The following is a 20889-nucleotide window of genomic DNA, read 5'->3' on the forward strand; positions in this document are numbered from 1 at the left end:
CCCACCCGTTACCGCTGACATCGCGCGGCATCGGGGACGCCTTCCGTATTTCCCGGACCCGCCTGTTTCCTGCTGAATCCACCCGATCCATGCCGACCCGATCCCGATGCTCATCGTGCACGGTGGCTGGTAGGAGACTAGACTCAGGCAAACACGCCTTTGGTACTCATGTAAAAGAACACCGATAACGAGGTTGCGATGTCGCTACCGCTGGTTGTATTTCTGCCATTTCTGGGGGCTATAGCTGCCCCGCTGTTTGCCCTTGGAGGGCGAACAGCAATTGCGATTGCCTCTTCTGTTCCGGCGCTTATTGCCCTGGCTGCCCTGTTTCCGCACTGGGAAACACTGGCCAACGGTGGCACCGTCCTGCAATCCTGGGAGTGGTTACCGGCGATCGGCATTTCCTTCAGCTTCCGCCTCGATGGACTGTCTCTGCTGTTCGCACTGCTGATTCTGATTATTGGCGTGTTGATCATTCTCTATGCCCGCTATTACCTGAAGCCGGCCGAGAATATCGGGAAGTTTTACGCGCTGCTGCTCTGTTTCAAAGGCTCCATGCTGGGCATCGTACTCTCCAGCAATCTCTTGCTGATGATGATTTTCTGGGAACTGACCAGTCTCACCTCGTTCCTGCTCATCAGTTTCTGGAACCACAAACAGGACGCCCGTCGTGGCGCCCGCATGGCGCTGGCGGTGACCGGTGGCGGTGGGCTGGCGTTGCTCGCGGGCATTCTGATCATCGGCAACATTGTCGGCAGTTTTGAACTGGACGATGTGCTGGCCGCCGGCGATGTTATCAAAGCCCACGCCATGTACCCCGTCGCCCTGACGCTGGTACTGCTGGGCGCGTTTACAAAGTCTGCACAGTTCCCGTTCCATTTCTGGCTGCCCCATGCCATGCAGGCGCCCACGCCGGTTTCGGCCTACCTGCACTCTGCCACCATGGTCAAGGCCGGCATTTTCCTGATGGCGCGTTTGTACCCGGCATTGGCTGGTACGGAACAATGGTTCTACATGGTCAGTTTTACCGGCATGGCAACTTTGCTGATTGGCGCCTACGTGGCCATGTTCAAGCACGACCTGAAAGGGCTTCTGGCGCATTCCACCGTCAGCCACCTGGGCCTGATCACGCTGCTGTTCGGTATGGGTACCGAACTGGCAGCGGTGGCAGCGGTATTCCACGTCATCAACCATGCCACCTTCAAGGCCTCACTGTTCATGGCCGCCGGTATTATCGACCACGAAACCGGTACCCGGGACATGCGCCGGATTAACGGCCTGTGGCGATACATGCCCCATACGGCCACTCTGGCCATGGTGGCCGCGTCATCCATGGCGGGGGTTCCGCTGCTGAACGGCTTCCTGAGCAAGGAAATGTTCTTTGCCGAGTCCCTGCAACTGAATCTGCCCGGCATCTGGGCCTGGCTGCCGCCGATCGTCGCCACGCTGGCCGGTATTTTTGCGGTCGCCTATTCCGCACGTTTTATTCACGACGTGTTCTTTAACGGCAAGCCCGTCAATCTGCCCATCTACCCGCCCCACGAACCGCCCCGGTACATGAAAATCCCGGTGGAGATCCTGGTCTTCGCCTGCATCATGGTAGGCATGTTTCCGGCGGTATCGGTCGGGCCTCTGCTATACGCTGCCGCCCACGCCACCCTTGGCGGCGAGGTGCCGGATTATCAACTGGCGGTTATCCATGGCTTTAACCTGCCACTGATCATGAGTTTTGCGGCTTTCTTTGGCGGTTTGATCATGTATAGCCAGCGCCAGAAGTTCTTTGATTTCCACGCACGCTTCAAGGAAATCGACGAGAAGGCCGTATTCGAAGCGATCGTACTGCGGATTGTCGACCTGGCGAACGGCTTTACGGCAAGAATCGAGAACGGCTCTCTGCAAAGATACGCCATGCTGCTTGTGGTCAGCGTGCTGGCGGTTGCTGCCATGCCGCTGCTGGATCTGGGCATCTTCGTTGGCGAGACCGGGCTGAGCCCTGTGGACTGGCCCACGGCCATTGCCGCAGGCGTGCTGATCATTTGCGCCCTGTTGACGGCAGCCGTGCACCGGCAGCGATTTTACGCGCTGGTTGTACTGAGCGTGGTGGGACTGATCGTGGCATTGGCTTTTGCCCGCTTCTCGGCGCCCGACCTGGCCATGACCCAGTTGTCGGTGGAAGTGGTGACCATTGTTCTGCTCATGCTGGCACTCTACTACATGCCTGGCTGGACACCCGTGGAAACCCCGCTGAAACGTCGCTTCCGGGATATCGCCATCGCGGGTATTGCCGGTATTGGTATGACTCTGGTTACCCTGGCCATGCTGACGCAACCGTTCAGTTCGATTTCCGATTTCTTCCTTGAGAACAGCAAACCGGGCGGTGGCGGCACCAACGTGGTCAACGTCATTCTGGTGGACTTCCGGGGCTTTGATACCCTGGGCGAAATCACCGTTCTGGCGATTGCTGCCCTGGGCATTTACGCGCTGCTGAAAAATACGCCACTGACGCCACCACCCAGTGATGGCGAAGGCCATGCCTGGTCCCGGGATGCCTACCCGATAATGCTGCGTTTGATCGCCCGGCCACTGTTGCCGCTGTCCCTGATGGTGTCGGCATTCATCTTCCTGCGTGGCCACAACCTGCCCGGCGGCGGATTTATCGCGGGTCTGATCACCTCGATAGCCCTGATCCTCCAGTACATTGCCAGTGGCATGAACTGGACCCAGGACCGGATTCCGTTCAAATATCACAACGTCATTGGCCTCGGCCTGTTGTTCGCAACCATTGCCGGCGCAGCCAGCCTGGCCTTCGGCTATCCGTTCCTGACCTCAACATTCGGCTATATCACCTGGCCGGTAGTCGGCAAGTTCGAGGTAGCCTCAGCACTGGTGTTCGACCTGGGTGTTTATCTCACGGTAATCGGGGCCACCCTGTTGGCGCTGGTGACCATTGGCCGCATATCGCCGCATTCGGCCATCAAGAGCAAGAGGGAGGGCGCGTAATGGAACTTGTCTATGCATTGGTGATTGGTGCACTGACTGCTTCCGGCGTTTATCTTCTGCTGCGGGCGCGCACGTTCCCCGTGGTGGTTGGCCTGACACTGCTGTCTTATGGGGTAAACCTTTTCCTGTTCTCCACCGGACGCCTGGCTACCGGCAAGCAACCGATTATCGGCACAGCGGAAAGCTATGCCGACCCGCTGCCGCAAGCGCTGGTTTTAACGGCCATCGTGATTGGCTTCGCCATGACGGCCTTTGTGGTGGTGATGTCGCTACGAAACCTTGCGGATAACGAAGATGACCATGTTGATGGCAAACAACCCTATAAATCGCCAGCACCGGAGCAGGAAGACGAGGAGGTAACCGGTAAATGAACCATTGGCTTACCGCTCCGATTCTGATTCCTCTGCTTGGCGGCATTCTGCAGGCACTGATGGGCTATGCCCCCATCACGCTGCGCCGGACTCTGGCACTGGCAACCACCGTGCTGATCCTGGTCTCGGCCATAGTCCTTCTGGTGCTGGCAAACGACGGCAGTTACCGCATTTATGCTTTTGGCAACTGGCAGCCACCGTTCGGGATTGTCCTGGTTCTGGACCGGCTGGCCGCGCTGATGCTGATCATGACCTCCGTTCTGGCCCTGTTCTGCCACCTGTATGCCATCGGCGGCGCCGACGAGGGTAACCGACAGTTCCACGCCCTGTTCCTGTTCCAGTTGATGGGCCTCAACATCGCCTTCCTGACCGGTGACCTGTTCAACCTTTTCGTTGCCTTCGAGGTGCTGCTGATCGCATCCTACGGCCTGCTGATGCATGGTGGAGGCACCATAAGGACTGTGCCTGGCCTCCACTACGTGGTTCTCAACCTGATCGGCTCGGCGATCTTCCTGATCAGTGTAGGCATGATCTACAGCGTCACCGGCACCCTGAATATGGCAGACCTTGCGGTCAAGGTTCCCCAGGTAACCGGTGAAAGCCTGAATATCGTCAAGGCCGGCGGCATGATGCTGCTGGTAGTCTTTGGCCTGAAGGCCGCCATTCTGCCGCTGTGTTTCTGGCTGCCCCGTGCCTACTCCAAAGCCACGGCGCCCGTTGCGGCTCTGTTTGCGGTCATGACCAAGGTGGGCATCTACGCCATCCTGCGGGTATACCCGCTGGTGTTTGGCGACGAAGCCGGTGAGCTTGCCAATCTCGGCATGGATTGGCTGTTCCCGATCGCTCTGGCCACCCTGGCCATGGGCGTCATAGGCGCTCTGGGCTCTGGTAGCCTGAAGACGCTTGTGGCCTGGCAGGTGATCATATCCGTGGGCACCCTGCTGGCTCCCATCTCTCTGGGCTCCGAAGCCGGCCTGTCTGCCGCCTTATTCTATATGCTCAGCACGACCTGGACCGTCGGCGGCCTGTTCCTTGTATCGGAACTGATAGCCAACCAGCGCGGCAGCGCGAACGATCGCATCATCACCGCGCCCAGGATGCATAACCGCACCTTCCTGAGCGTGCTGTTTCTGATCGGTGCCGTTGCCGCCGCCGGGTTGCCTCCGCTCAGCGGCTTCATTGGCAAGCTGCTGATTCTACAGTCCGTTGAGCCCGGTTTCGAAATGGCCTGGCTCTGGTCAGTGCTGCTGGTTGGCAGCTTCCTCACAATCATTGCCTACAGTCGGGCCGGCAGTATTGTTTTCTGGCGAACCGTCGACGGTCACCTGGAAAAGCCGGACCCATTGAATGGTCGGATTTCTGTAGCAGCAGGCGCACTCACCGCACTGGCGATCGTCCTGGTCGTGTTTGCCGGTCCAATAACACGCTATACCGATGCAACGGCCGAACAGCTACACAATAACAATGCCTATATCGAAATCCTGCAGATGCCTATGGTCGGGGAGGATGACTGATGCTTGATCGACTGAGGTTTCCCCACCCCTGGCTGAGCCTGACCCTGTTCGTCATGTGGCAGTTTCTGAGTGACGGCATCAGTGGCGGTAGTATTGTTCTTGGGCTGATCCTGGCCTGGATAATCCCCCTGATGACCCAGGGTTTCTGGCCAGATCCACCCACCTTGCTCAAGGCCTGGAAGACACCCGCCTACCTGTTGCGGGTTCTGTGGGACATTGTGGTCGCCAGCGTTGATGTGGCAAGGCTGATACTGAGCCCTCGCGAACCACGCCCGATGTTCATCTGCTACACCCTGGAACTCAAGGATCCGCTGGCTATCAGCATTCTAGCCAGCACCATTTCCCTGACGCCGGGCACCGTTAGCGCGGATGTGAGCGATGACAACACACTGCTGCTGATTCATGCCCTGGACGCCGAGGACGAGCAGGAAGTCATCGACACTATCCGGAACCGGTACGAAAAGCCTTTGCTGGAGATGTTCCAATGATGCTAACCGCGCTCTACATCACCATTGCCATGGTCACGCTGGCCGCCTTGCTGAACGTGTACCGCCTGATCAAGGGCCCGGATGCGCCGGACCGGATACTGGCGCTGGACACCCTCTACATTAACGCCATCGCATTGATCATTCTGTTGGGCATCACGCTGAAAACACGCATGTATCTGGAGTCTGCGCTGCTGATTGCGGTTATGGGATTTGTTGGAACCGTCGCCATGGCCAAATACCTCAAGCGCGGCAGCGTCATTGAATAACCCGGAGGACACCCTATGAGCACCTTCGCAGAATACGCCATTTCCGCCATGCTGATTATCGGTGGCGTTTTTACCCTGATCGGTGCCATTGGTCTGGCTCGACTGCCGGATTTCTACACCCGACTACACGGCCCAACCAAAGCCACCACGGTTGGCGTTGGCGCCATCGTGATCAGCTCCGTGATTTACTTCAGCACGCTTGGACGAGGCATCGGGATAGAGGAAATCCTGATCACGGCGTTCCTGTTCATGACGGCGCCCATCAGCGCCAACTTCCTGGCAAAAGCCGCGATGCACCTGGAAGTCAGAACCTCTGAGAACACTCGCGGTCAAAGCTGGGATCAGTGAGTCCCCTGCAACCATGGGCTCGGTGAGCCTTTTGTAAAAAAGGATCGTATTTATCAAAGGGCTACCGGCAACCAGAATCTGTAAAAACACTTAAAGTCAGGCCTTAAAGGAGCCATCTCCCATGATGTTACTGGCTGTGCTATCCGGTTTTTTGCTGGCGGTCGCGGTACCGGCGCTTTATCGTTTGGCAGGCAGTTACATTGGCTGGGTATTGGCTCTGCTCCCCGCTTCCCTCACAGCTTACTTCGCCAGCCTGATTCCCACGATCCGTGGTGGTGAAAGGCTCCTGATTGAAACGCCCTGGATGCCGGGGCTCGGGATAACCCTGGACTTCATGGTCGATGGCCTGTCCCTGGTGTTTGCCCTTTTGATCAGCGGCATCGGCACCTTCATTCTGATCTACGCCGGTTCTTACCTGAAAGGCCACAAAGACCTCGCCCGGTTCTATGTCATCATGCTGTCTTTCATGGCATCCATGCTTGGACTGGTGCTTTCGGACAATCTCATTACCTTTTTTGTGTTCTGGGAACTGACCAGCATCACTTCCTACATGCTGATCGGCTTCAACCATGAAGATGCCGAGGCACGAAAGTGTGCGCTCCAGGGCCTGTTCGTAACCGCCGGTGGCGGGCTCGTGTTGATGGCGGGCCTGATCCTGCTGATTTTTATCACCGGGGATTCCTCCTTCTCGGGCCTTCTGGCGACAGAACTGTCCATTCATGAGCACCCGTATTACACCGCGGCAGCAGTCTGCATACTGATTGGCGCCTTTACCAAATCCGCGCAGGTGCCTTTCCACTTCTGGTTACCGAACGCCATGGCTGCCCCCACCCCGGTTTCGGCCTACCTGCATTCCGCCACCATGGTGAAGGCAGGTGTGTATCTGCTGGCCCGCCTGAACCCGTCAATGAACGGAGACATGCTGTGGAGCGGCTCGCTGTTGGTGTTTGGTGCCGTCACTATGCTCACCGGCGCCTATCTTGCCTACAGCAGCACCGGCATCAAAAAGGTTCTGGCCTATTCCACGGTGATGGCGCTGGGCACCCTGACCATGCTGGTGGGCGTGGGGACGGAACTGGCCATCACAGCTTTCATCTGTTTCCTGGTGGCCCACTCGCTGTATAAGGGCGCCTTGTTTATGCTCGCCGGCGCACTGGACCACGAAACCGGCACCAAAGACATTACCAGGATGGGCGGCCTCAGGCATCGCATGCCCAAAACAGCCGTGATCACCGGCCTCACGGCCTTATCGCTGGCGGGCCTGCCGCCGTTGTTCGGTTTCGTGGCGAAGGAGCTGTTGCTGGAGTCGTTGTTGAATGCGCCGGTATGGCAAACCGGGCTGCTGGTGGCAGCCGTTCTCTCGGCCATTCTTGTGGTAGCCGTCGCCGGCCTGGTGATTATCAAGCCTTTTTTCGGCCCGGTTGTCAAAACACCCAAACTGCCCCACGAGGCTCCGTTTGCGATGCTCGTCGGCCCCGGTGTGCTGACACTGCTGGCCCTGATCTTCGGCGTCATGCCATCTTTACCCGCCAGTCTGGTTCTGGATGCGGCTATTTCGGCCATTTCCGGCTACCCGGTGGAAACTGCCCTCGCCCTCTGGCATGGCATTAACATTCCATTGATGCTTTCCGGTCTCAGTCTCCTGGCAGGTTCGTTCCTCGTGGCGGCCTGGCACAGACTTCAGCCAACCCTGTATGCGATGAATACCGCAGCCAGCCGATTCGGCCCGGAAGCCGGTTATTTCCGCTTAATGGAAGGGATCAGTCAGGTTGCTGGCTGGCAGACACGAATCCTGCAGAACGGCGTGCTCGGCACCTATTTACTGGTTCTGGTTCTTGTCACGTTTTCTCTGACGGGCTTCACGCTGCTGACGCGGCACGGTCTGCAGCTGGATTTCGACTTCAGCGACAGTTTTTTCTACGAATGGGGCATCGCGCTGCTGATTGTCGCGGCGACGGTTTTTGCCTGTGTCACCCGATCCCGCCTTAGTTCTGTGGCGTCGCTGGGGGTTGCAGGGTTTGGTGTGGCCCTGACCTTCATTCACTTCAGTGCCCCGGATCTGGGTATCACCCAACTGCTGGTGGAAACGCTCACCGTCATCCTGCTGGTGCTGGTACTGTTTCGGTTGCCACCGTTCGCCAAGCTCTCCTCTTCCTGGGAACGTTACCGGGACCTGTCTGTCGCAGTGTTTGCAGGCGTGGTGATGACACTCATTATGATGGCGGTACTGGATATTCAGTACTTTGACAGTATTTCCAGTTACTACGTTGAAAACAGCTACACCCTGGCGTTTGGCAAGAATATCGTCAATGTCATTCTGGTGGACTTCCGGCAACTGGACACCCTCGGAGAAATCTTTGTACTGGGCCTTTCAGCAATTGGCGTCTACTCCATGATCAAGCTCAGGGCGGAGGATCAGTACAAGTCATGAAACCCAATACCCTGATCCTTCACACCGCGGCACTGGCGATCATGCCGCTGCAACTGATGTTCTCGGTTTTCCTGCTGTTGCGCGGGCACGATGAACCTGGCGGCGGCTTCATCGGCGGCCTGGTCGCCGCAAGCGCGTTTGTCCTCTATGCCTTCTCCTTCGGCGCGCAAGCTACCCGGAAACTCCTCAGGGTGCACCCCAAAGATCTCCTGGCAGCCGGCCTGCTGTTCGGACTGGCCTCAACCATTCCGGCCCTGCTTTCCGGCCAGGCCATGCTGACTGCCCACTGGTGGGAGCTTCCGCTGCCCGGTGACAGCTACCTGAAGCTATCGACCGTACTCGTCTTCGACATTGGCGTGTATCTGGCGGTCCTTGGCACACTGATGACATTCGTGATCGGTCTGATGGAGGTTGAGGGATGAGTCGAACACACTTTTTGGAACGGGGAGCCTTGCAATGGGGAGCCTGATGGCACTGGTGGTTGGCACCCTTTTCGCGGCCAGCATCTACATGATGCTCAGGCGCTCGATCGTGAAAATCGTAATTGGCCTGATCATTCTGAGTAACGCGGCAAACCTGCTGATTTTTGTAGTGTCGGGGCTTACCCGGGGCGCACCGCCTCTCATAGCCGACGGCGCGAAACAGGTGGCTGGAACGGTGGCAGATCCGCTACCCCAGGCGCTCATCCTTACGGCCATTGTGATCGCATTCAGTGTTCTGGCTTTTGCCGTGGTTCTGATCCGCCGGGCCTACGAGGTAGTAGGCACCGATGATCTGGACAAGATGAAGGATACCGACACTTGAGCCTGGAAGTTGTTCTCCCGATCCTGATCCCCCTGACCGCCGGTGCCCTGTCCCTGGCGCTGTGGCGCTCGGTTCAGCTGCAACGCCTGGTTGCCGTGGTGGCCACCGCTCTTTTGCTTGTTGCCAGCATCTGGCTGCTGCGTTCAACCATCGACAAAGGTTTCCTGGTGGTGGAAATGGGCAGCTGGCCGGCACCGTTCAGTATTGTGCTGGTAGCGGACATCCTCAGCGCCATCATGATTGTGCTGACTGGCATGATCGGGCTCGCCATCGCCGTCTATTCTCTGGCTTCAACGCCTCCGGGGCATGAAAGATTCGGCTACTACCCGCTGATGCACCTGTTGCTTGCCGGAGTCGCTGGCGCCTTTCTGACCGGCGATATTTTCAACCTCTTCGTCTGGTTTGAGGTCATGCTACTGGCCTCATTCGCCCTGCTCACCCTCGGTGGCGAGCGAGCCCAGATGGAAGGCGCCATCAAATACGTTACCCTGAACCTGTTTTCATCGGCCCTATTCCTGTCAGCCGTCGGCCTGCTGTACGGCATGGTGGGCACCCTCAACATGGCGGATATCGCCCAGAAGGTAAGCCGGGTTGAAGATCCCGGCATGATCACCGTTGTGTCGCTGATGTTCATGGTGTCGTTTGGCATCAAGGCGGCGGCATTCCCACTGTTTTTCTGGCTCCCGGCCTCGTACCACACCCCTCAGGTCGCAGTATCCGCACTGTTTGCGGGATTGCTGACGAAGGTCGGGGTGTATGCGCTCTATCGGGTATTTACACTGATATTCACCCAGGATGTGGAATACACCCACACCATCCTGCTCTGGGCGGCGGCACTGACCATGCTGACCGGTGTACTCGGCGCCGCCGCACAGTTCGAGTTCCGCAGGATTCTGTCCTTCCACATCGTCAGCCAGATCGGCTACATGCTTCTGGGACTAGCCTTGTTTACGCCCCTGGCGCTGATTGGCGGTGTGTTTTACATCATGCATCACATCATCGTTAAAACGAATCTGTTCCTGGTGAGCGGCATCACCTATCGCCTGCTGGGCAGCTATGAGCTGAAAGACCTGGGTGGCGTGTATCGGCAGCGCCCTTACCTGGCGTTACTATTCCTGATTCCGGCCCTGTCGCTGGCAGGTATTCCGCCCTTGTCCGGCTTTTTCGCCAAGTTCGTTGTTGTCCGTGCCACACTGGAATCCAGCGAATATCTTGTCGCAGCGGTCGCCCTGCTGGTGGGCTTGCTGACGCTCTACTCCATGATCAAGATCTGGGCGGAAGTGTTCTGGAAGAAAGTCCCGGAGCACGTTACTGATGTGCGCCGGCTCAATGGTGAGATCAGGGAAAAACGCAGTTGGGCCTACTACACCCCGGTGGTGGCGCTTGCGGTGTGCACTCTGATTATCGGCCTCTATGGTCAGCCCATATACATGCTTGCAGAATCCGCCGCCGAACAGCTGATGAACCCGCAGCTTTACATCGCAGCCGTTCTGGGAGGGCAGCCTGAATGATCGGTCTGTTCTGGAACCTGTTGCTGGCGCTCGCGTGGGTAACCCTCACGGGCAGTATCACAGCCATGAACCTGCTCGCTGGTTTTATCTTTGGCTATGTCGCCCTCATGGTGCTGCAAAAACAGGTCCCGGTTTTGAAAGGGTATTCCCGCCGGATACCCCGCCTTGTCGCTTTCCTGCTGTATTTTCTGAAAGAACTGGTGAAGTCGAATCTGCGGGTCGCCTATGACATCGCAACGCCCGTCTGGCATATGAAGCCGGGGGTGATCGCGTTTCCGCTCCGGGCTGAGACCGACATGGAAATTCTGTTTGTCAGCAGTGTCATTTCTCTCACACCCGGGACACTGAGCCTGGATGTCTCTGACGATCGGAAGGTGCTGTTTATCCACGCCATGTTTCTTCACGACGAAGAGCAGCTCAGAAACGACCTGAGAGAACTCGAACGCCGAATCCTGAAGGTGACGCGCTAGGAGGCCAGTCATGCTGAATGTGGTGATCAATATTGTCTATCTCATGCTGTCACTGGCGTTGCTCTTCGCCTTCATTCGGCTCACCCGGGGGCCATCCCTGCCGGACCGGGTGGTCGCACTGGAGCTGATCGCCTCCATCGTGGTCGGCTATGTGGGAGTGCACGCGATTGACACCGGCGTGGCCAGTTTTCTGGATGTTGCCATCGTTATCGCTCTGACTGCCTTTCTGGCAGCCATCGGCTTCGCCAGATTCGTCGAGCGGGGAGGCGTAAAGAATGATTGAAATACTGGTATCGGTCCTGCTCCTGGTGGGCGCTGCTTTCATGGTACTGGCCGCCATCGGCGTTCTGAGGTTGCCCGACCTCCCCACCCGCATGCACGCCACCACCAAAGCCGGTGCCCTGGGCGCCATGATGACCATGGGTGGCGTGGCGTTCTATTTCGGGGACAGTACCGTGGCCGCGCGGGCGGTTGCCATTGTTATCTTCATTTTTCTGACAGCTCCGATCGCCGCTCATGTCATAGGCCGGGCCGGTTATTTCACCGGCACCAAACTCTGGGCCGGCACCATCAAGGATGAGCTGCAGGAACGATATGACCCGGTTACCCACAAACTCAATAGCGGGCTCGAGGAGCTAAAGCACGGGCAGCCAACCCGAACTGGAAAAGGTACCTCAAACCAATAGTTTGTGATTGGCAGCACAGGAATTTCCAGTATAGTAGGCTGCAAACCATTTCAAGGAATACCAGACATGCTGACAGTCAATGAATACTTCGATGGCAAGGTAAAATCAGTGGCTTTCCAGTCCAGCACACTGCCTGCCACAATCGGTGTTATCAGTGCCGGAGAATACGAATTCGGCACCTCAGAAAAAGAAACCATGACGGTCGTCAGCGGTGAACTGACCGTGCTGCTGCCAGGCCAGCAAGACTGGCAAACTTTCGGCGCCGGCGAGAGCTTTGAGGTAGCGGGGCAAGCAAGCTTCAAAGCAAAAACGGATGCCGATACTGCTTATCTCTGTACCTACGGATAAGCCCCACTCAGCCCGTCTTTCTTACCGTGACAACAAACATAAGCAGAGAAAGAGGACAACAACATGGCTCAACCCCGAATTCTCAAACCGGCTGACAATGCCCACCAGTACCAGCTCCTGATCAAGCGGTTACTGATGTCCGGCCCCCGCTACAACCCGGACCAGGAAATCGTTTACGCCGATCGCAGCAAGTACACCTACAAGGACCTTGTCGAACGCATCCATCGACTTGCCAATGCCCTGACAGATGCCGGTATAAAACCCGGCGATACCGTGGCTGTGATGGATTGGGATACCCCACGGTACCTGGAGTGTTTCTTTGCGATTCCGATGATTGGCGCCATACTGCACACGGTCAACGTGCGCCTGTCGCCGGAGCAGATCGTTTACACCATGAACCACGCCGAAGACGACGCGGTACTGGTGCACGATGACTTCCTGCCCATCATCGAGGGCGTGAAAGACGAGATCAAAACCGTCAAAACCTGGATTCAGGTAACCGACAGCGACAAGCCGGGCAACGCCTCTTTCGACACCCACGGCGAGTACGAAGCCCTGCTCGCGGGGGCCAGCGACCACTTCGACTTCCCGGATTTCGACGAGAACAGCGTCGCCACCACTTTCTACACCACCGGCACCACCGGTAACCCGAAAGGCGTGTATTTCAGCCACCGCCAGCTGGTACTGCATACGCTTTCCATGGCCGGCAGCATCTCCCATTTCGACGAAATGCCGCTGTTGCGTTCATCGTCGGTGTATATGCCGGTCACGCCCATGTTCCACGTTCACGCCTGGGGCGTGCCTTACGCGGCCACCATGATGGGAATAAAGCAGGTCTATCCTGGTCGCTATGAACCCGAGTTGCTGGTGGATCTGCTCAAGGAGCACAAAGTCAGTTTCTCCCACTGCGTGCCCACCATCATGCAGATGATGATGGCCACCGAGTCCATCAAGACCGCCGACCTGAGCAACTGGCATGTGCTCATCGGTGGCAGCGCATTGACCAAGGGCCTGTGCGATGCGGGGGCAAAACTCGGCATCAAGATATTCACCGGCTACGGCATGTCCGAAACCTGCCCGCTGCTGAGCACCACGCACCTCACCCCGGCGGATTTTGAACTGCCTCTGGAGCAGCAAACCGCAATCCGGGTGAAGACCGGTAAAGCCGTGCCCATGGTGGAACTGGAAATTGTCGATCCTGATGGCAAACCGGTACCCCATGATGGCGAAGCCAAGGGTGAAGTGGTCGCCCGGGCCCCCTGGCTGACCCAGAGCTACTTCAAACAGCCGGACAAAGGCGAGGAGCTGTGGGAAGGAGGCTGGTTGCACACCGGTGATGTCGCCTCCATGGAGCCGGACAACACGCTGACCATCAAAGACCGCATCAAGGATGTGATCAAGACCGGAGGCGAATGGCTGTCGTCGCTCGACCTGGAGAACATGATCAGCCAGCACCCTGCCGTTGCCGGGGCTGCGGTGGTAGGTGTGCCCGATGAGAAATGGGGGGAACGTCCCTACGCCCTGATCACCCTGAAGCCCGGAGAATCCATCTCTGAGCAGGATATCAAGCAGCACCTGCAACAGTTTGTCGACAGTGGCGACATTAATAAATGGGCGATTCCCGAGCAGATGCGTTTTGTGGAAGACATTCCCAAGACCAGCGTCGGCAAGATCAACAAGAAATTGATTCGAGATCAGTTGAAAGACTAATCTTCCGGGGAAGCAAAAACGCCGGCGTCCTGGCAACAGACGCCGGCGTTTTTATTTGTGCACTGCCGGAATCGTCGGCTGCTCAGAGACCGGAGAAGGTGAAGTCCACCTCGGGACTCTTGCCAGCCACAATATCCGCCAGAGCGGCCGCCGAGCCACAGGAGTGGGTCCAGCCCAGGGTACCGTGCCCGGTATTGAGGTACAGATTGCTGAAGTGGCTTTTACCGATGTAGGGCACATTGGATGGCGTTGCGGGCCGCAAACCGGTCCAGAATTCGGCCTGATCCCAATAGCCAGCCTCGGGCATGACTTCCGCAGCCCGACGGACAATCGCCCGACAACGGGTAAAGTTCAGGTCGCGACGGTAACCGTTCAGTTCTGCCGTGCCAGCGACACGCATTCGGTCACCCAGACGCGAGTACACGAGCTTGTATTCATCGTCGGTCAGGCTGACGTTAAAAGCTGCTTCTTCGTTTTTCACCGGCACGGTAATAGAGTAACCCTTGGCCGGATAGATATTCAGGAACATCCCGAGCTGGCGGGCAAGTACCGCACTGAAACTGCCCAGGCTCAACACATAGCTGTCCGCCCGAAGCGTGTGGTGTTTGCCGTCCTTGAGCGCCAGCACTCCCAGGATCCGGTCACCCGCCCGATCAAAACCCAGCACTTCGGTGCCATATTCAAAAGCCACCCCGGCTTCTTTACATTTCTCAGCCAGAGCCTGGGTAAATTTTCGGGCATCGCCGCTTTCGTCATCAGCGGTGTAAGTCGCGCCGGCAATACGATGACGGATCGGTTCAAGGGCCGGCTCCAGCTCAACCGCACGACCAGCATCGATAACCTGACGGTCACAGCCCAGATCACGCATGATGCGGGAAGGTTCCAGGGCCGCATCGAATTCGGCAGGGTTGGTGTAGAAATGCAGAATGCCCTTGGCTAACTGGTCATAATCGAGCTTCAGTTCGTCTCGCAGTGACTGCAGGCATGAACGGCTGTAAGTACCGAGATTGACCATCTGGCGGATATTATGGGCGGCTTTGGCAGAGGTACACTGAGCCAGGAACGACAGCGCCCAGCGCCACTGGTAAAGATCCAGCCGGGGCCGGAACAACAGTGGGGCATCCGGCTGGAAAAGCCATTTTGCGACTTTCAGGGGCGCCGAAGGATTGGCCCACGGCTCGGCATGGGACACCGATACCTGCCCGCCATTGGCGTAGCTGGTTTCCAGTCCTGACTGGTTCTGTCGGTCGACCACGGTTACCTGGTGCCCCTGTTTCTGCAGGTACCACGCGGTGGTGATACCAACGACGCCTGCCCCAAGTACCGCTATGTGCATGCCTGCCTCCCCTGATTGATCAACTGTGGTAGCTTCAGAACGTTAGCCGCCCGCGCGCTTGACGGTCCAGCCTTTCTGCTCCAGTAACGGCACCAGAATATCTCGCTGGTCGCCCTGTATCTCCACCACTCCGTCTTTTACTGTACCACCTGTACCGCATTTGGCCTTTAGCTGTTTGGCGTAGGCTTTCAGTTCTTTGTCGTCGAGCGGAATACCGGTCACCAGGGTCACGCCCTTGCCTTTGCGCCCCTTTGTCTCCCGGCTGACGCGCACAATACCGTCTCCGGCCGGCCTCTGCGCTCCCCGGCAGGTGCAGTCATCCACCGGGTTACGGCACTCCGGGCACATCCGCCCCTGGTCCGTGGAGAACACAAGGCCGCCTTTGCGCTTGTTCATACCCATGGTTACGCCTTTATCTGCAATCAGTTCAGGCCCGGAGGGTATTTGGAAAACATTTCCGAGACAACCTCGTCAATCAGTTTCCGACGGGTTTCCGGCGACTGGTTTTCATTGAGATAGCGCCGGCTCGCGGCTTGCCAGACCACTTCCTCGGTGGTCCGATCAACCATTCTCACCACCAGTTTGCCCTCGGTTACCTCTCGCACCGGTGGCGGCGATGAGAGGCCCCAGCCGAAGTTGCCATGGCCGAACCCGAACCCCAGGCCAACGCCTACCTGCTCAAGCCGTTCCTCGGCCACAATCTGCCAGCTGATCAGAAGATCAGCTTCAGTTTCCGTCACTTTTTTCATGGCCTTCCGGTTCAGCTCGCGCTCTACCGCGTCCCGAACCCGGGCGTCATCCAGCGAGGTGAAACCAGAGTCCTGGGCGTTGCTGGCAAAGGCCCAGCTGCTGTAATTGCCAAAAACGGTGGCTGGATTGTAGTCGGTCACCACATTGCTGGCACAGCCGGTGATGGCCAACGCCAAAGCAGCGATCATGATAATACGCATAGGCTTAACTCCGTTGCTCTCATATGTCTCCAGTATACGCGTGCCCAGGGCTACCGGCCTGCCTCAGTGAGTCAGGTTTCAAAACGGTAATCCATCTTCTGGGACTCGCAAAACGCGCTGAAGTCCTGTTGCTGAGCCACAGGCAAGGAAACGCTGGCTGTCACCCGCGTAGTATAGGAAATCGCGTCGATGCGCCCTTCATGCCCGTCGCACCAGTGCCGCAGCGGTTGCTCATCGGCAAACCCGAACTGCACCGTTGCCTGCACACGTGCCTGCTGCACCACGCGGTCAACGGCGGACAAGACACTTTCAGCGGCGCCGGCATAGGCCCGAACCAGGCCACCGGCTCCAAGCTTGATACCACCAAAATAGCGGATAACGATCACCAGCACGTCTCCCATATCCTTGTGCTGGATCACGCCCAGAATGGGTTTGCCGGCGGTTCCGGAAGGCTCACCATCATCATTCATGGCAGCCTCGGCCGCAGAGCCGGGCCGGCCGATCTGATACCCCCAGCAGACATGACGGGCATCGGGGTAGTCACGGTGGGCCTGGTCAACGTATGTTCGTACGTCGTCCCGGTCACTGACGGGATACACTCGGGCAATAAAACGGCTTTTCTTCACTTCCGTTTCCCGCTCAAGGTATCCTGCAGGAATCGGGTAATCCTTACTCATGGGCGATCCTATGACGACCGAAGACAACGAACAGACCCAACCCGGGACCGCGGCCCCTGCGCGGATACGTAAGGCCGCCTGCGGCATCCGGTTTGATGAGGACGAGCTGCAGGAAGGCATTGATTTTTCTGCCGCCAGCAAGCTGAAACCGGGCAGTGACAACGCACCGGATCAAAGCCCGAACGCCGATTCCTCAGCCTCCGACAAAGACCGGTAGCTCAAGGATCACTTCCAGGCCACCCTCGTCCCGGTTGCGGGCACTGATGTGCCCGTCGTGGGCCTGAATGATATCACGGGCAATAGCGAGCCCCAGCCCCCAACCTTTGCCACCACGGGATTTGTCAGCCCGGAAAAAAGGCTCAAACAAGTGTTGTAGCAGGTCTTCAGGAGCACCCGGTCCCTCATCAGCGACGATCAAACGGATTCTCTCATTGCCCGTGGACAGAGAGAGCTTCACCGATTTGCCCGGCGGCGTGTGATCCAGGGCGTTTTGCAGCACGTTATCAAACGCACGCTGCAATAAACCACCGTCGCCAAGCACAGACACCGCTTTGCTCTCCTCCGAGGCCACCAGTTTGCAGTCCACGCGCTGGTGCTCAGCATAATCGGCGGCATCCTGAAGCACGTGATTGACCAGGACCATCGGCTTGACCGGCTCACGCGCCATATCATCGCCGTTCTCGGACACCCGGTACAGGGTCAGAATCTGGCCGGTCATGGTTTCCAGCCGCTCGTTCTGGCGCAGAATACTGGTCATCAATGCCTCATCGGCGCCGCTGTCCGAAGCCAGTTCAATCGCCACCCGCTGGCGTGCCAGCGGGGTACGAAGATCATGGGAGATATCCCGCAACAGCTGGTTCTGACGGTCCAGCAGCTGGCACAGCCGGTCTGTCATACCGTTGAATGCCGTCGCCAACTGGCCCACTTCATCACGGCGCCGGGCAATGCGACCAGCAACCCGCAGACCAGTATCCCCCCCGGCAATCGCCCGGGCGGTTCCCTCCATGTGTCTCAACGGCCGCGAGACCATTCGCGCAATCCACCAACAGGCCAGGGAGATCAACAGGAACGCCAGCCCCATCTCCACAAACCGGAACATTCTCGGGTCCAGCCAACCATCGCCGCCCATCCGGGGCCAGGCAACTAGCTGATAGCCCTCCTGCAGATCCAGAACGGCTGGTTTGTGGGGGTACCAACCGGACTGTATACGTTCCCGAATCGCCCGGGGCAGTCGATGCTGGCCCTGCTCCTTTTCGATCAGCATCAGGTGCAAATCCAGGCGTTCACCTTCCGAACGCAAAAAGCGCCAGGCATCCCCCCGACCCCGCTGTTCACGAATGACTAGAGCTTCGCGAGCCAGTTCCTGTAAACCCACCTGGCGTTCAATCGCCTGCCGTTCCCGGTCCAACAGATAACGCGAGGCAAGGTGGCTGGCCACCACGGTTACCGCCATGGCCAGCCAGATGGATAGAAAAATCCGCCAGAACAGAGGAAACATGAAACGCTTCATCATGTGGGTATCCGGTAGCTGTATCCCAGTCCTCGCACCGTCTCGATGCGGGGTGGGTCATCATTGCCCAGTTTCTTGCGAAGATTGCTGATGTGCATATCCAGAGTGCGGTCGTAGGCCTCAAGGCGGCGCCCCAGCGCCCACTGCATGAGATCGGTCTTGCGGACCACACTGCCGGCATGGGCCAGCAACACCTGAAGCACTTCATACTCGGTGCCCGTCAGTTCCACGGGCGCGTCATTCTGGTAGATGCGGCGCTGGCCGGGCTCCACCCGCAAGTCGCCATAAGTCCGGCTGGCGTCTACCTCGGTTTTCTGATCCCAGGCGATACGACGAAGCAGGGCCTGAAGCCGCGCCACCAGCTCTCTGGGATTGCAGGGCTTGGGAATGTAATCATCGGCGCCCACTTCAAAGCCGACGACTCGGTCGGTTTCATCGCCACGGGCCGTCAACAGGATCACGGGTAGGTGCGTCTTGCCCCGAAGTTGCCTCAGAACATCCAGACCATTGATATCGGGCAGCATGATATCGAGCACCACAATGTCACAATCCTGGCCCAGAGCGAGAGCCAGTCCATCACGACCATTGGCGGCCTCACGCACACTGAAGCCCTGGCTGGCAAGGTAACGGGCCAGCAGCTCCCGTAACTCGTCGTCATCTTCAATCAACAGTACCCGGTTCTGCATAGTCTTCTCTCTGGGATGTGACGGCCACAGTCTAGCATGGCCCTTCTGTACCGCTGCGGGCGGGCTCCCGGCCTTTACCGAACCTTTACGTAGCCCTGACACCATCTGACGTTGCACCGACGTAGCATGGTCATCATCCATTGTGAACAACGACGAGGAAAGACCCATGAAAGCAAAAACCACCCTGTTAACCGCCGGTGTACTGATGGCAAGTCTGATGGCCGCCAGCACGGCTGTTCTCGCGGAACGGCACGGCAAACACCACCAGAACGGCAAGTGGGACAAACAGGAACTGTGCGAGAACTTCCGTGAAGGCAAAGGCCCCTTTAACCGTGAAGAGCGCCAGGCCGAGAGGGAAACGTACCGGGCAGAAATGGCCGATCGCCTGAAACTGAATGAGGAGCAGCGCCAGATCTGGGCGGAGATCCACCAGGAAAGACAGATCAAACAGGAAAAACGCATGAATCAGTGGCAGGAAAAAATGCAGCAACGCTGTAGCAACAGTGGGAAGCAAGACAAGGAGTGATCAAATGGCGGGTTCTGGCGTATGGTAGAAGGTATTCGTCAACGACCTGAAACCAACCATGTCAGAAAACGCGCCACGCGAGCTCACTCTGGAGACCCGAGCCAGTATTGCCGACATCCCGAAATCGGACTGGCAACGACTGGCGGGGGTCTCCAACCCGTTTCTTCGATACGAATTCTTTCAGGCACTGGAAGAGAGCGGCTGCACCCGCACCGAAACGGGCTGGACCCCCAGCCACCTGGTATTCAAACACGAAGGCCGGATTGTGGGCCTGGCACCCGCCTACCTGAAAACCCACTCCATGGGTGAATATGTGTTCGACTGGTCCTGGGCCGAGGCCTACCAGCGATACGGCCTGCCCTATTATCCAAAGCTGTTGCTCGCCATTCCGTTCACACCGTCTGCCGGACCCCGGCTGCTGCTGGACGCTGAGGTGCGGCGACAGCTGACACCCGAACGCCTGCACGACTTGCTGGATACCCTGACACACCACCTTGGGGCACACTCCTGGCACCTGCTGTTTCCCAACGCCGAGGACCAGAAACTGCTGACGCATGACGATGAACTGCATCGCATCGGCTGCCAATTCCACTGGCACAACCACAACTACCACAGCTTCGACGATTATCTGGCAGCGTTGAATTCCCGCAAGCGTAAATCCATTCGCAAGGAACGCCGGCAAGTGGCGGAACAGGGCATCACTTTTGCCTGCTTCCATGGCAAGGATATTCCAGACCAGGTTCTTGCCGCCTTCTATGTGTTCTACCAGGCCACCTATCTGAAGCGGGGCCAGAGACCATACCTGAACAAACAGTTTTTCGAGTTACTGAGAGAGCAGCTACCCGAGCATATGCACGTGATCATGGCGATCAAACAGGGCGAAATGATCGCCGGGGCCCTGTTTCTGTCGGGGCAAAACACGCTTTACGGCCGGTACTGGGGCTGTCTGGACGAATACAATCACCTGCATTTCGAGACCTGTTACTATCAGGGCATCGAGCTGGCGCTGGCGCTTGGGCTGACACATTTTGATGCCGGCGCCCAAGGCGAACATAAACTGGTTCGGGGGTTTGAACCGGTGATCACCCATTCCTGGCACGGTATACAGCACCCCGGCTTCCGGGACGCCATTGCCGACTTCACCCGGGAAGAAGCAGAGCAGGTACAAGGGTATTTTGCCGAGGCGGAAACCTTACTGCCGTTTAAACAACAAACACCGCAATAGTCTGTATACTGATTGACCAGGACGGACTTCAA

The 20889-nt window shown here is 57.8% G+C and carries 24 protein-coding genes; 18 read left to right on the plus strand and 6 right to left on the minus strand.

From position 1 onward, the window contains the following. Nucleotides 1-198 precede the first annotated feature (198 nt). From OZ656_RS14600 to OZ656_RS14670, 15 genes are all read left to right on the plus strand, one after another. Nucleotides 199-3000 carry a monovalent cation/H+ antiporter subunit A gene (locus OZ656_RS14600; protein WP_153741011.1) on the plus strand — a complete coding sequence of 934 codons (2802 nt, stop codon included), beginning with the start codon at nt 199-201 and terminating at the stop codon, nt 2998-3000. Next, entirely contained in the window at nt 3000-3371 is a 372-nt protein-coding gene (locus OZ656_RS14605; RefSeq protein WP_011786294.1) for a Na+/H+ antiporter subunit C, read from the plus strand. The genes OZ656_RS14600 and OZ656_RS14605 overlap by 1 nt, the downstream gene beginning before the upstream one ends. Then, on the plus strand, nt 3368-4885 hold the full coding sequence (locus tag OZ656_RS14610) for a monovalent cation/H+ antiporter subunit D (RefSeq protein WP_153741010.1): 1518 nt from the start codon (nt 3368-3370) through the stop codon (nt 4883-4885). Before OZ656_RS14605 ends, OZ656_RS14610 begins: the two co-directional genes overlap by 4 nt. After that, nucleotides 4885-5373, plus strand: coding sequence for a Na+/H+ antiporter subunit E (locus tag OZ656_RS14615; RefSeq protein ID WP_023009135.1), 489 nt, complete (start codon nt 4885-4887; stop codon nt 5371-5373). Before OZ656_RS14610 ends, OZ656_RS14615 begins: the two co-directional genes overlap by 1 nt. Next, the gene (locus tag OZ656_RS14620) at nt 5370-5639 is read left to right on the plus strand and encodes a K+/H+ antiporter subunit F (protein ID WP_011786297.1); all 270 of its coding nucleotides are present in this window, start codon (nt 5370-5372) and stop codon (nt 5637-5639) included. The genes OZ656_RS14615 and OZ656_RS14620 overlap by 4 nt, the downstream gene beginning before the upstream one ends. 15 nt (nt 5640-5654) lie before the next feature. Continuing rightward, nucleotides 5655-5987: a Na+/H+ antiporter subunit G gene (locus tag OZ656_RS14625; RefSeq protein ID WP_153741009.1), complete on the plus strand. Its 333-nt coding sequence runs from the start codon at nt 5655-5657 to the stop codon at nt 5985-5987. 121 nt (nt 5988-6108) lie between these two features. Beyond that, complete coding sequence (locus OZ656_RS14630; RefSeq protein ID WP_153741008.1) at nt 6109-8418, plus strand: putative monovalent cation/H+ antiporter subunit A; 2310 nt, start codon at nt 6109-6111, stop codon at nt 8416-8418. Further along, nucleotides 8415-8840: a Na+/H+ antiporter subunit B gene (locus OZ656_RS14635; protein ID WP_153741007.1), complete on the plus strand. Its 426-nt coding sequence runs from the start codon at nt 8415-8417 to the stop codon at nt 8838-8840. The genes OZ656_RS14630 and OZ656_RS14635 overlap by 4 nt, the downstream gene beginning before the upstream one ends. Before the next feature lie 34 nt (nt 8841-8874). Then, nucleotides 8875-9222 carry a Na+/H+ antiporter subunit C gene (locus OZ656_RS14640; protein WP_153741006.1) on the plus strand — a complete coding sequence of 116 codons (348 nt, stop codon included), beginning with the start codon at nt 8875-8877 and terminating at the stop codon, nt 9220-9222. Continuing rightward, on the plus strand, nt 9219-10733 hold the full coding sequence (locus OZ656_RS14645) for a Na+/H+ antiporter subunit D (protein WP_153741005.1): 1515 nt from the start codon (nt 9219-9221) through the stop codon (nt 10731-10733). Before OZ656_RS14640 ends, OZ656_RS14645 begins: the two co-directional genes overlap by 4 nt. Continuing rightward, nucleotides 10730-11203: a Na+/H+ antiporter subunit E gene (locus OZ656_RS14650; RefSeq protein ID WP_153741004.1), complete on the plus strand. Its 474-nt coding sequence runs from the start codon at nt 10730-10732 to the stop codon at nt 11201-11203. The genes OZ656_RS14645 and OZ656_RS14650 overlap by 4 nt, the downstream gene beginning before the upstream one ends. A 10-nt stretch (nt 11204-11213) precedes the next feature. Continuing rightward, complete coding sequence (locus tag OZ656_RS14655; protein WP_011786304.1) at nt 11214-11486, plus strand: monovalent cation/H+ antiporter complex subunit F; 273 nt, start codon at nt 11214-11216, stop codon at nt 11484-11486. Further along, nucleotides 11479-11889 (plus strand): monovalent cation/H(+) antiporter subunit G, encoded by a 411-nt coding sequence (mnhG, locus tag OZ656_RS14660; RefSeq protein ID WP_153741003.1) that lies wholly within the window; start codon nt 11479-11481, stop codon nt 11887-11889. The genes OZ656_RS14655 and mnhG overlap by 8 nt, the downstream gene beginning before the upstream one ends. A 66-nt stretch (nt 11890-11955) precedes the next feature. Next, nucleotides 11956-12237 (plus strand): pyrimidine/purine nucleoside phosphorylase, encoded by a 282-nt coding sequence (locus OZ656_RS14665; RefSeq protein WP_011786306.1) that lies wholly within the window; start codon nt 11956-11958, stop codon nt 12235-12237. A 63-nt stretch (nt 12238-12300) separates the two neighbouring features. Next, nucleotides 12301-13947 carry a fatty acid--CoA ligase gene (locus OZ656_RS14670; RefSeq protein WP_153741002.1) on the plus strand — a complete coding sequence of 549 codons (1647 nt, stop codon included), beginning with the start codon at nt 12301-12303 and terminating at the stop codon, nt 13945-13947. A gap of 82 nt (nt 13948-14029) precedes the next feature. On the opposite strand, the gene OZ656_RS14675 is transcribed toward OZ656_RS14670, so the two are convergent. The 4 genes from OZ656_RS14675 to OZ656_RS14690 form a co-directional block, all read right to left on the minus strand. Beyond that, nucleotides 14030-15283 (minus strand): D-amino acid dehydrogenase, encoded by a 1254-nt coding sequence (locus OZ656_RS14675; RefSeq protein ID WP_023009140.1) that lies wholly within the window; start codon nt 15281-15283, stop codon nt 14030-14032. A 42-nt stretch (nt 15284-15325) separates the two neighbouring features. Further along, nucleotides 15326-15685, minus strand: a complete 360-nt coding sequence (locus tag OZ656_RS14680) for a translation initiation factor Sui1 (RefSeq protein WP_011786309.1) — start codon at nt 15683-15685, stop codon at nt 15326-15328. A gap of 20 nt (nt 15686-15705) precedes the next feature. After that, the gene (locus OZ656_RS14685; RefSeq protein WP_153741000.1) at nt 15706-16233 is read right to left on the minus strand and encodes a DUF4136 domain-containing protein; all 528 of its coding nucleotides are present in this window, start codon (nt 16231-16233) and stop codon (nt 15706-15708) included. Nucleotides 16234-16304: 71 nt separating this feature from the next. Next, nucleotides 16305-16910, minus strand: a complete 606-nt coding sequence (locus OZ656_RS14690) for a YigZ family protein (RefSeq protein ID WP_022991475.1) — start codon at nt 16908-16910, stop codon at nt 16305-16307. A 10-nt stretch (nt 16911-16920) separates the two neighbouring features. On the opposite strand from OZ656_RS14690, the gene OZ656_RS14695 reads away from it, so the two are divergent. Continuing rightward, a complete protein-coding gene (locus OZ656_RS14695) occupies nt 16921-17127 on the plus strand; it encodes a hypothetical protein (protein WP_223268788.1) in 207 nt (68 codons plus the stop codon). Here the strand turns inward: OZ656_RS14695 and OZ656_RS14700 are convergent. Together OZ656_RS14700 and OZ656_RS14705 are read right to left on the minus strand one after the other, a co-directional pair. After that, nucleotides 17104-18423 carry a HAMP domain-containing sensor histidine kinase gene (locus OZ656_RS14700; RefSeq protein WP_199452379.1) on the minus strand — a complete coding sequence of 440 codons (1320 nt, stop codon included), beginning with the start codon at nt 18421-18423 and terminating at the stop codon, nt 17104-17106. The genes OZ656_RS14695 and OZ656_RS14700 overlap by 24 nt on opposite strands. Then, nucleotides 18420-19106, minus strand: coding sequence for a response regulator transcription factor (locus tag OZ656_RS14705; protein ID WP_199452380.1), 687 nt, complete (start codon nt 19104-19106; stop codon nt 18420-18422). Before OZ656_RS14705 ends, OZ656_RS14700 begins: the two co-directional genes overlap by 4 nt. Before the next feature lie 166 nt (nt 19107-19272). Here OZ656_RS14705 and OZ656_RS14710 point away from each other — a divergent pair, with 166 nt between their 5' ends. Beyond that, nucleotides 19273-19632, plus strand: coding sequence for a hypothetical protein (locus tag OZ656_RS14710; protein ID WP_014422230.1), 360 nt, complete (start codon nt 19273-19275; stop codon nt 19630-19632). A 58-nt stretch (nt 19633-19690) separates the two neighbouring features. Then, nucleotides 19691-20857, plus strand: coding sequence for a GNAT family N-acetyltransferase (locus tag OZ656_RS14715; protein WP_199452381.1), 1167 nt, complete (start codon nt 19691-19693; stop codon nt 20855-20857). The last annotated feature ends 32 nt before the right edge of the window (nt 20858-20889 follow it).

This window comes from Marinobacter sp. LM1, from assembly GCF_042763285.1.
Taxonomy (GTDB): domain Bacteria; phylum Pseudomonadota; class Gammaproteobacteria; order Pseudomonadales; family Oleiphilaceae; genus Marinobacter; species Marinobacter nauticus.

Bases quoted from the DNA above. Each gene is read 5' to 3' on its own strand.
- OZ656_RS14670 (WP_153741002.1), top strand. From the start codon at position 12,301: ATGGCTCAACCCCGAATTCTCAAACCGGCTGACAATGCCCACCAGTAC.
- OZ656_RS14715 (WP_199452381.1), top strand. From the start codon at position 19,691: ATGTCAGAAAACGCGCCACGCGAGCTCACTCTGGAGACCCGAGCCAGT.
- OZ656_RS14640 (WP_153741006.1), top strand. From the start codon at position 8,875: ATGGGGAGCCTGATGGCACTGGTGGTTGGCACCCTTTTCGCGGCCAGC.
- OZ656_RS14710 (WP_014422230.1), top strand. From the start codon at position 19,273: ATGAAAGCAAAAACCACCCTGTTAACCGCCGGTGTACTGATGGCAAGT.
- OZ656_RS14615 (WP_023009135.1), top strand. From the start codon at position 4,885: ATGCTTGATCGACTGAGGTTTCCCCACCCCTGGCTGAGCCTGACCCTG.
- OZ656_RS14685 (WP_153741000.1), bottom strand. From the start codon at position 16,233: ATGCGTATTATCATGATCGCTGCTTTGGCGTTGGCCATCACCGGCTGT.
- OZ656_RS14610 (WP_153741010.1), top strand. From the start codon at position 3,368: ATGAACCATTGGCTTACCGCTCCGATTCTGATTCCTCTGCTTGGCGGC.
- OZ656_RS14680 (WP_011786309.1), bottom strand. From the start codon at position 15,685: ATGGGTATGAACAAGCGCAAAGGCGGCCTTGTGTTCTCCACGGACCAG.
- OZ656_RS14620 (WP_011786297.1), top strand. From the start codon at position 5,370: ATGATGCTAACCGCGCTCTACATCACCATTGCCATGGTCACGCTGGCC.
- OZ656_RS14635 (WP_153741007.1), top strand. From the start codon at position 8,415: ATGAAACCCAATACCCTGATCCTTCACACCGCGGCACTGGCGATCATG.
- OZ656_RS14695 (WP_223268788.1), top strand. From the start codon at position 16,921: ATGACGACCGAAGACAACGAACAGACCCAACCCGGGACCGCGGCCCCT.
- OZ656_RS14605 (WP_011786294.1), top strand. From the start codon at position 3,000: ATGGAACTTGTCTATGCATTGGTGATTGGTGCACTGACTGCTTCCGGC.
- mnhG (WP_153741003.1), top strand. From the start codon at position 11,479: ATGATTGAAATACTGGTATCGGTCCTGCTCCTGGTGGGCGCTGCTTTC.
- OZ656_RS14690 (WP_022991475.1), bottom strand. From the start codon at position 16,910: ATGAGTAAGGATTACCCGATTCCTGCAGGATACCTTGAGCGGGAAACG.
- OZ656_RS14665 (WP_011786306.1), top strand. From the start codon at position 11,956: ATGCTGACAGTCAATGAATACTTCGATGGCAAGGTAAAATCAGTGGCT.
- OZ656_RS14700 (WP_199452379.1), bottom strand. From the start codon at position 18,423: ATGATGAAGCGTTTCATGTTTCCTCTGTTCTGGCGGATTTTTCTATCC.
- OZ656_RS14650 (WP_153741004.1), top strand. From the start codon at position 10,730: ATGATCGGTCTGTTCTGGAACCTGTTGCTGGCGCTCGCGTGGGTAACC.
- OZ656_RS14630 (WP_153741008.1), top strand. From the start codon at position 6,109: ATGATGTTACTGGCTGTGCTATCCGGTTTTTTGCTGGCGGTCGCGGTA.
- OZ656_RS14625 (WP_153741009.1), top strand. From the start codon at position 5,655: ATGAGCACCTTCGCAGAATACGCCATTTCCGCCATGCTGATTATCGGT.
- OZ656_RS14675 (WP_023009140.1), bottom strand. From the start codon at position 15,283: ATGCACATAGCGGTACTTGGGGCAGGCGTCGTTGGTATCACCACCGCG.
- OZ656_RS14655 (WP_011786304.1), top strand. From the start codon at position 11,214: ATGCTGAATGTGGTGATCAATATTGTCTATCTCATGCTGTCACTGGCG.
- OZ656_RS14600 (WP_153741011.1), top strand. From the start codon at position 199: ATGTCGCTACCGCTGGTTGTATTTCTGCCATTTCTGGGGGCTATAGCT.
- OZ656_RS14705 (WP_199452380.1), bottom strand. From the start codon at position 19,106: ATGCAGAACCGGGTACTGTTGATTGAAGATGACGACGAGTTACGGGAG.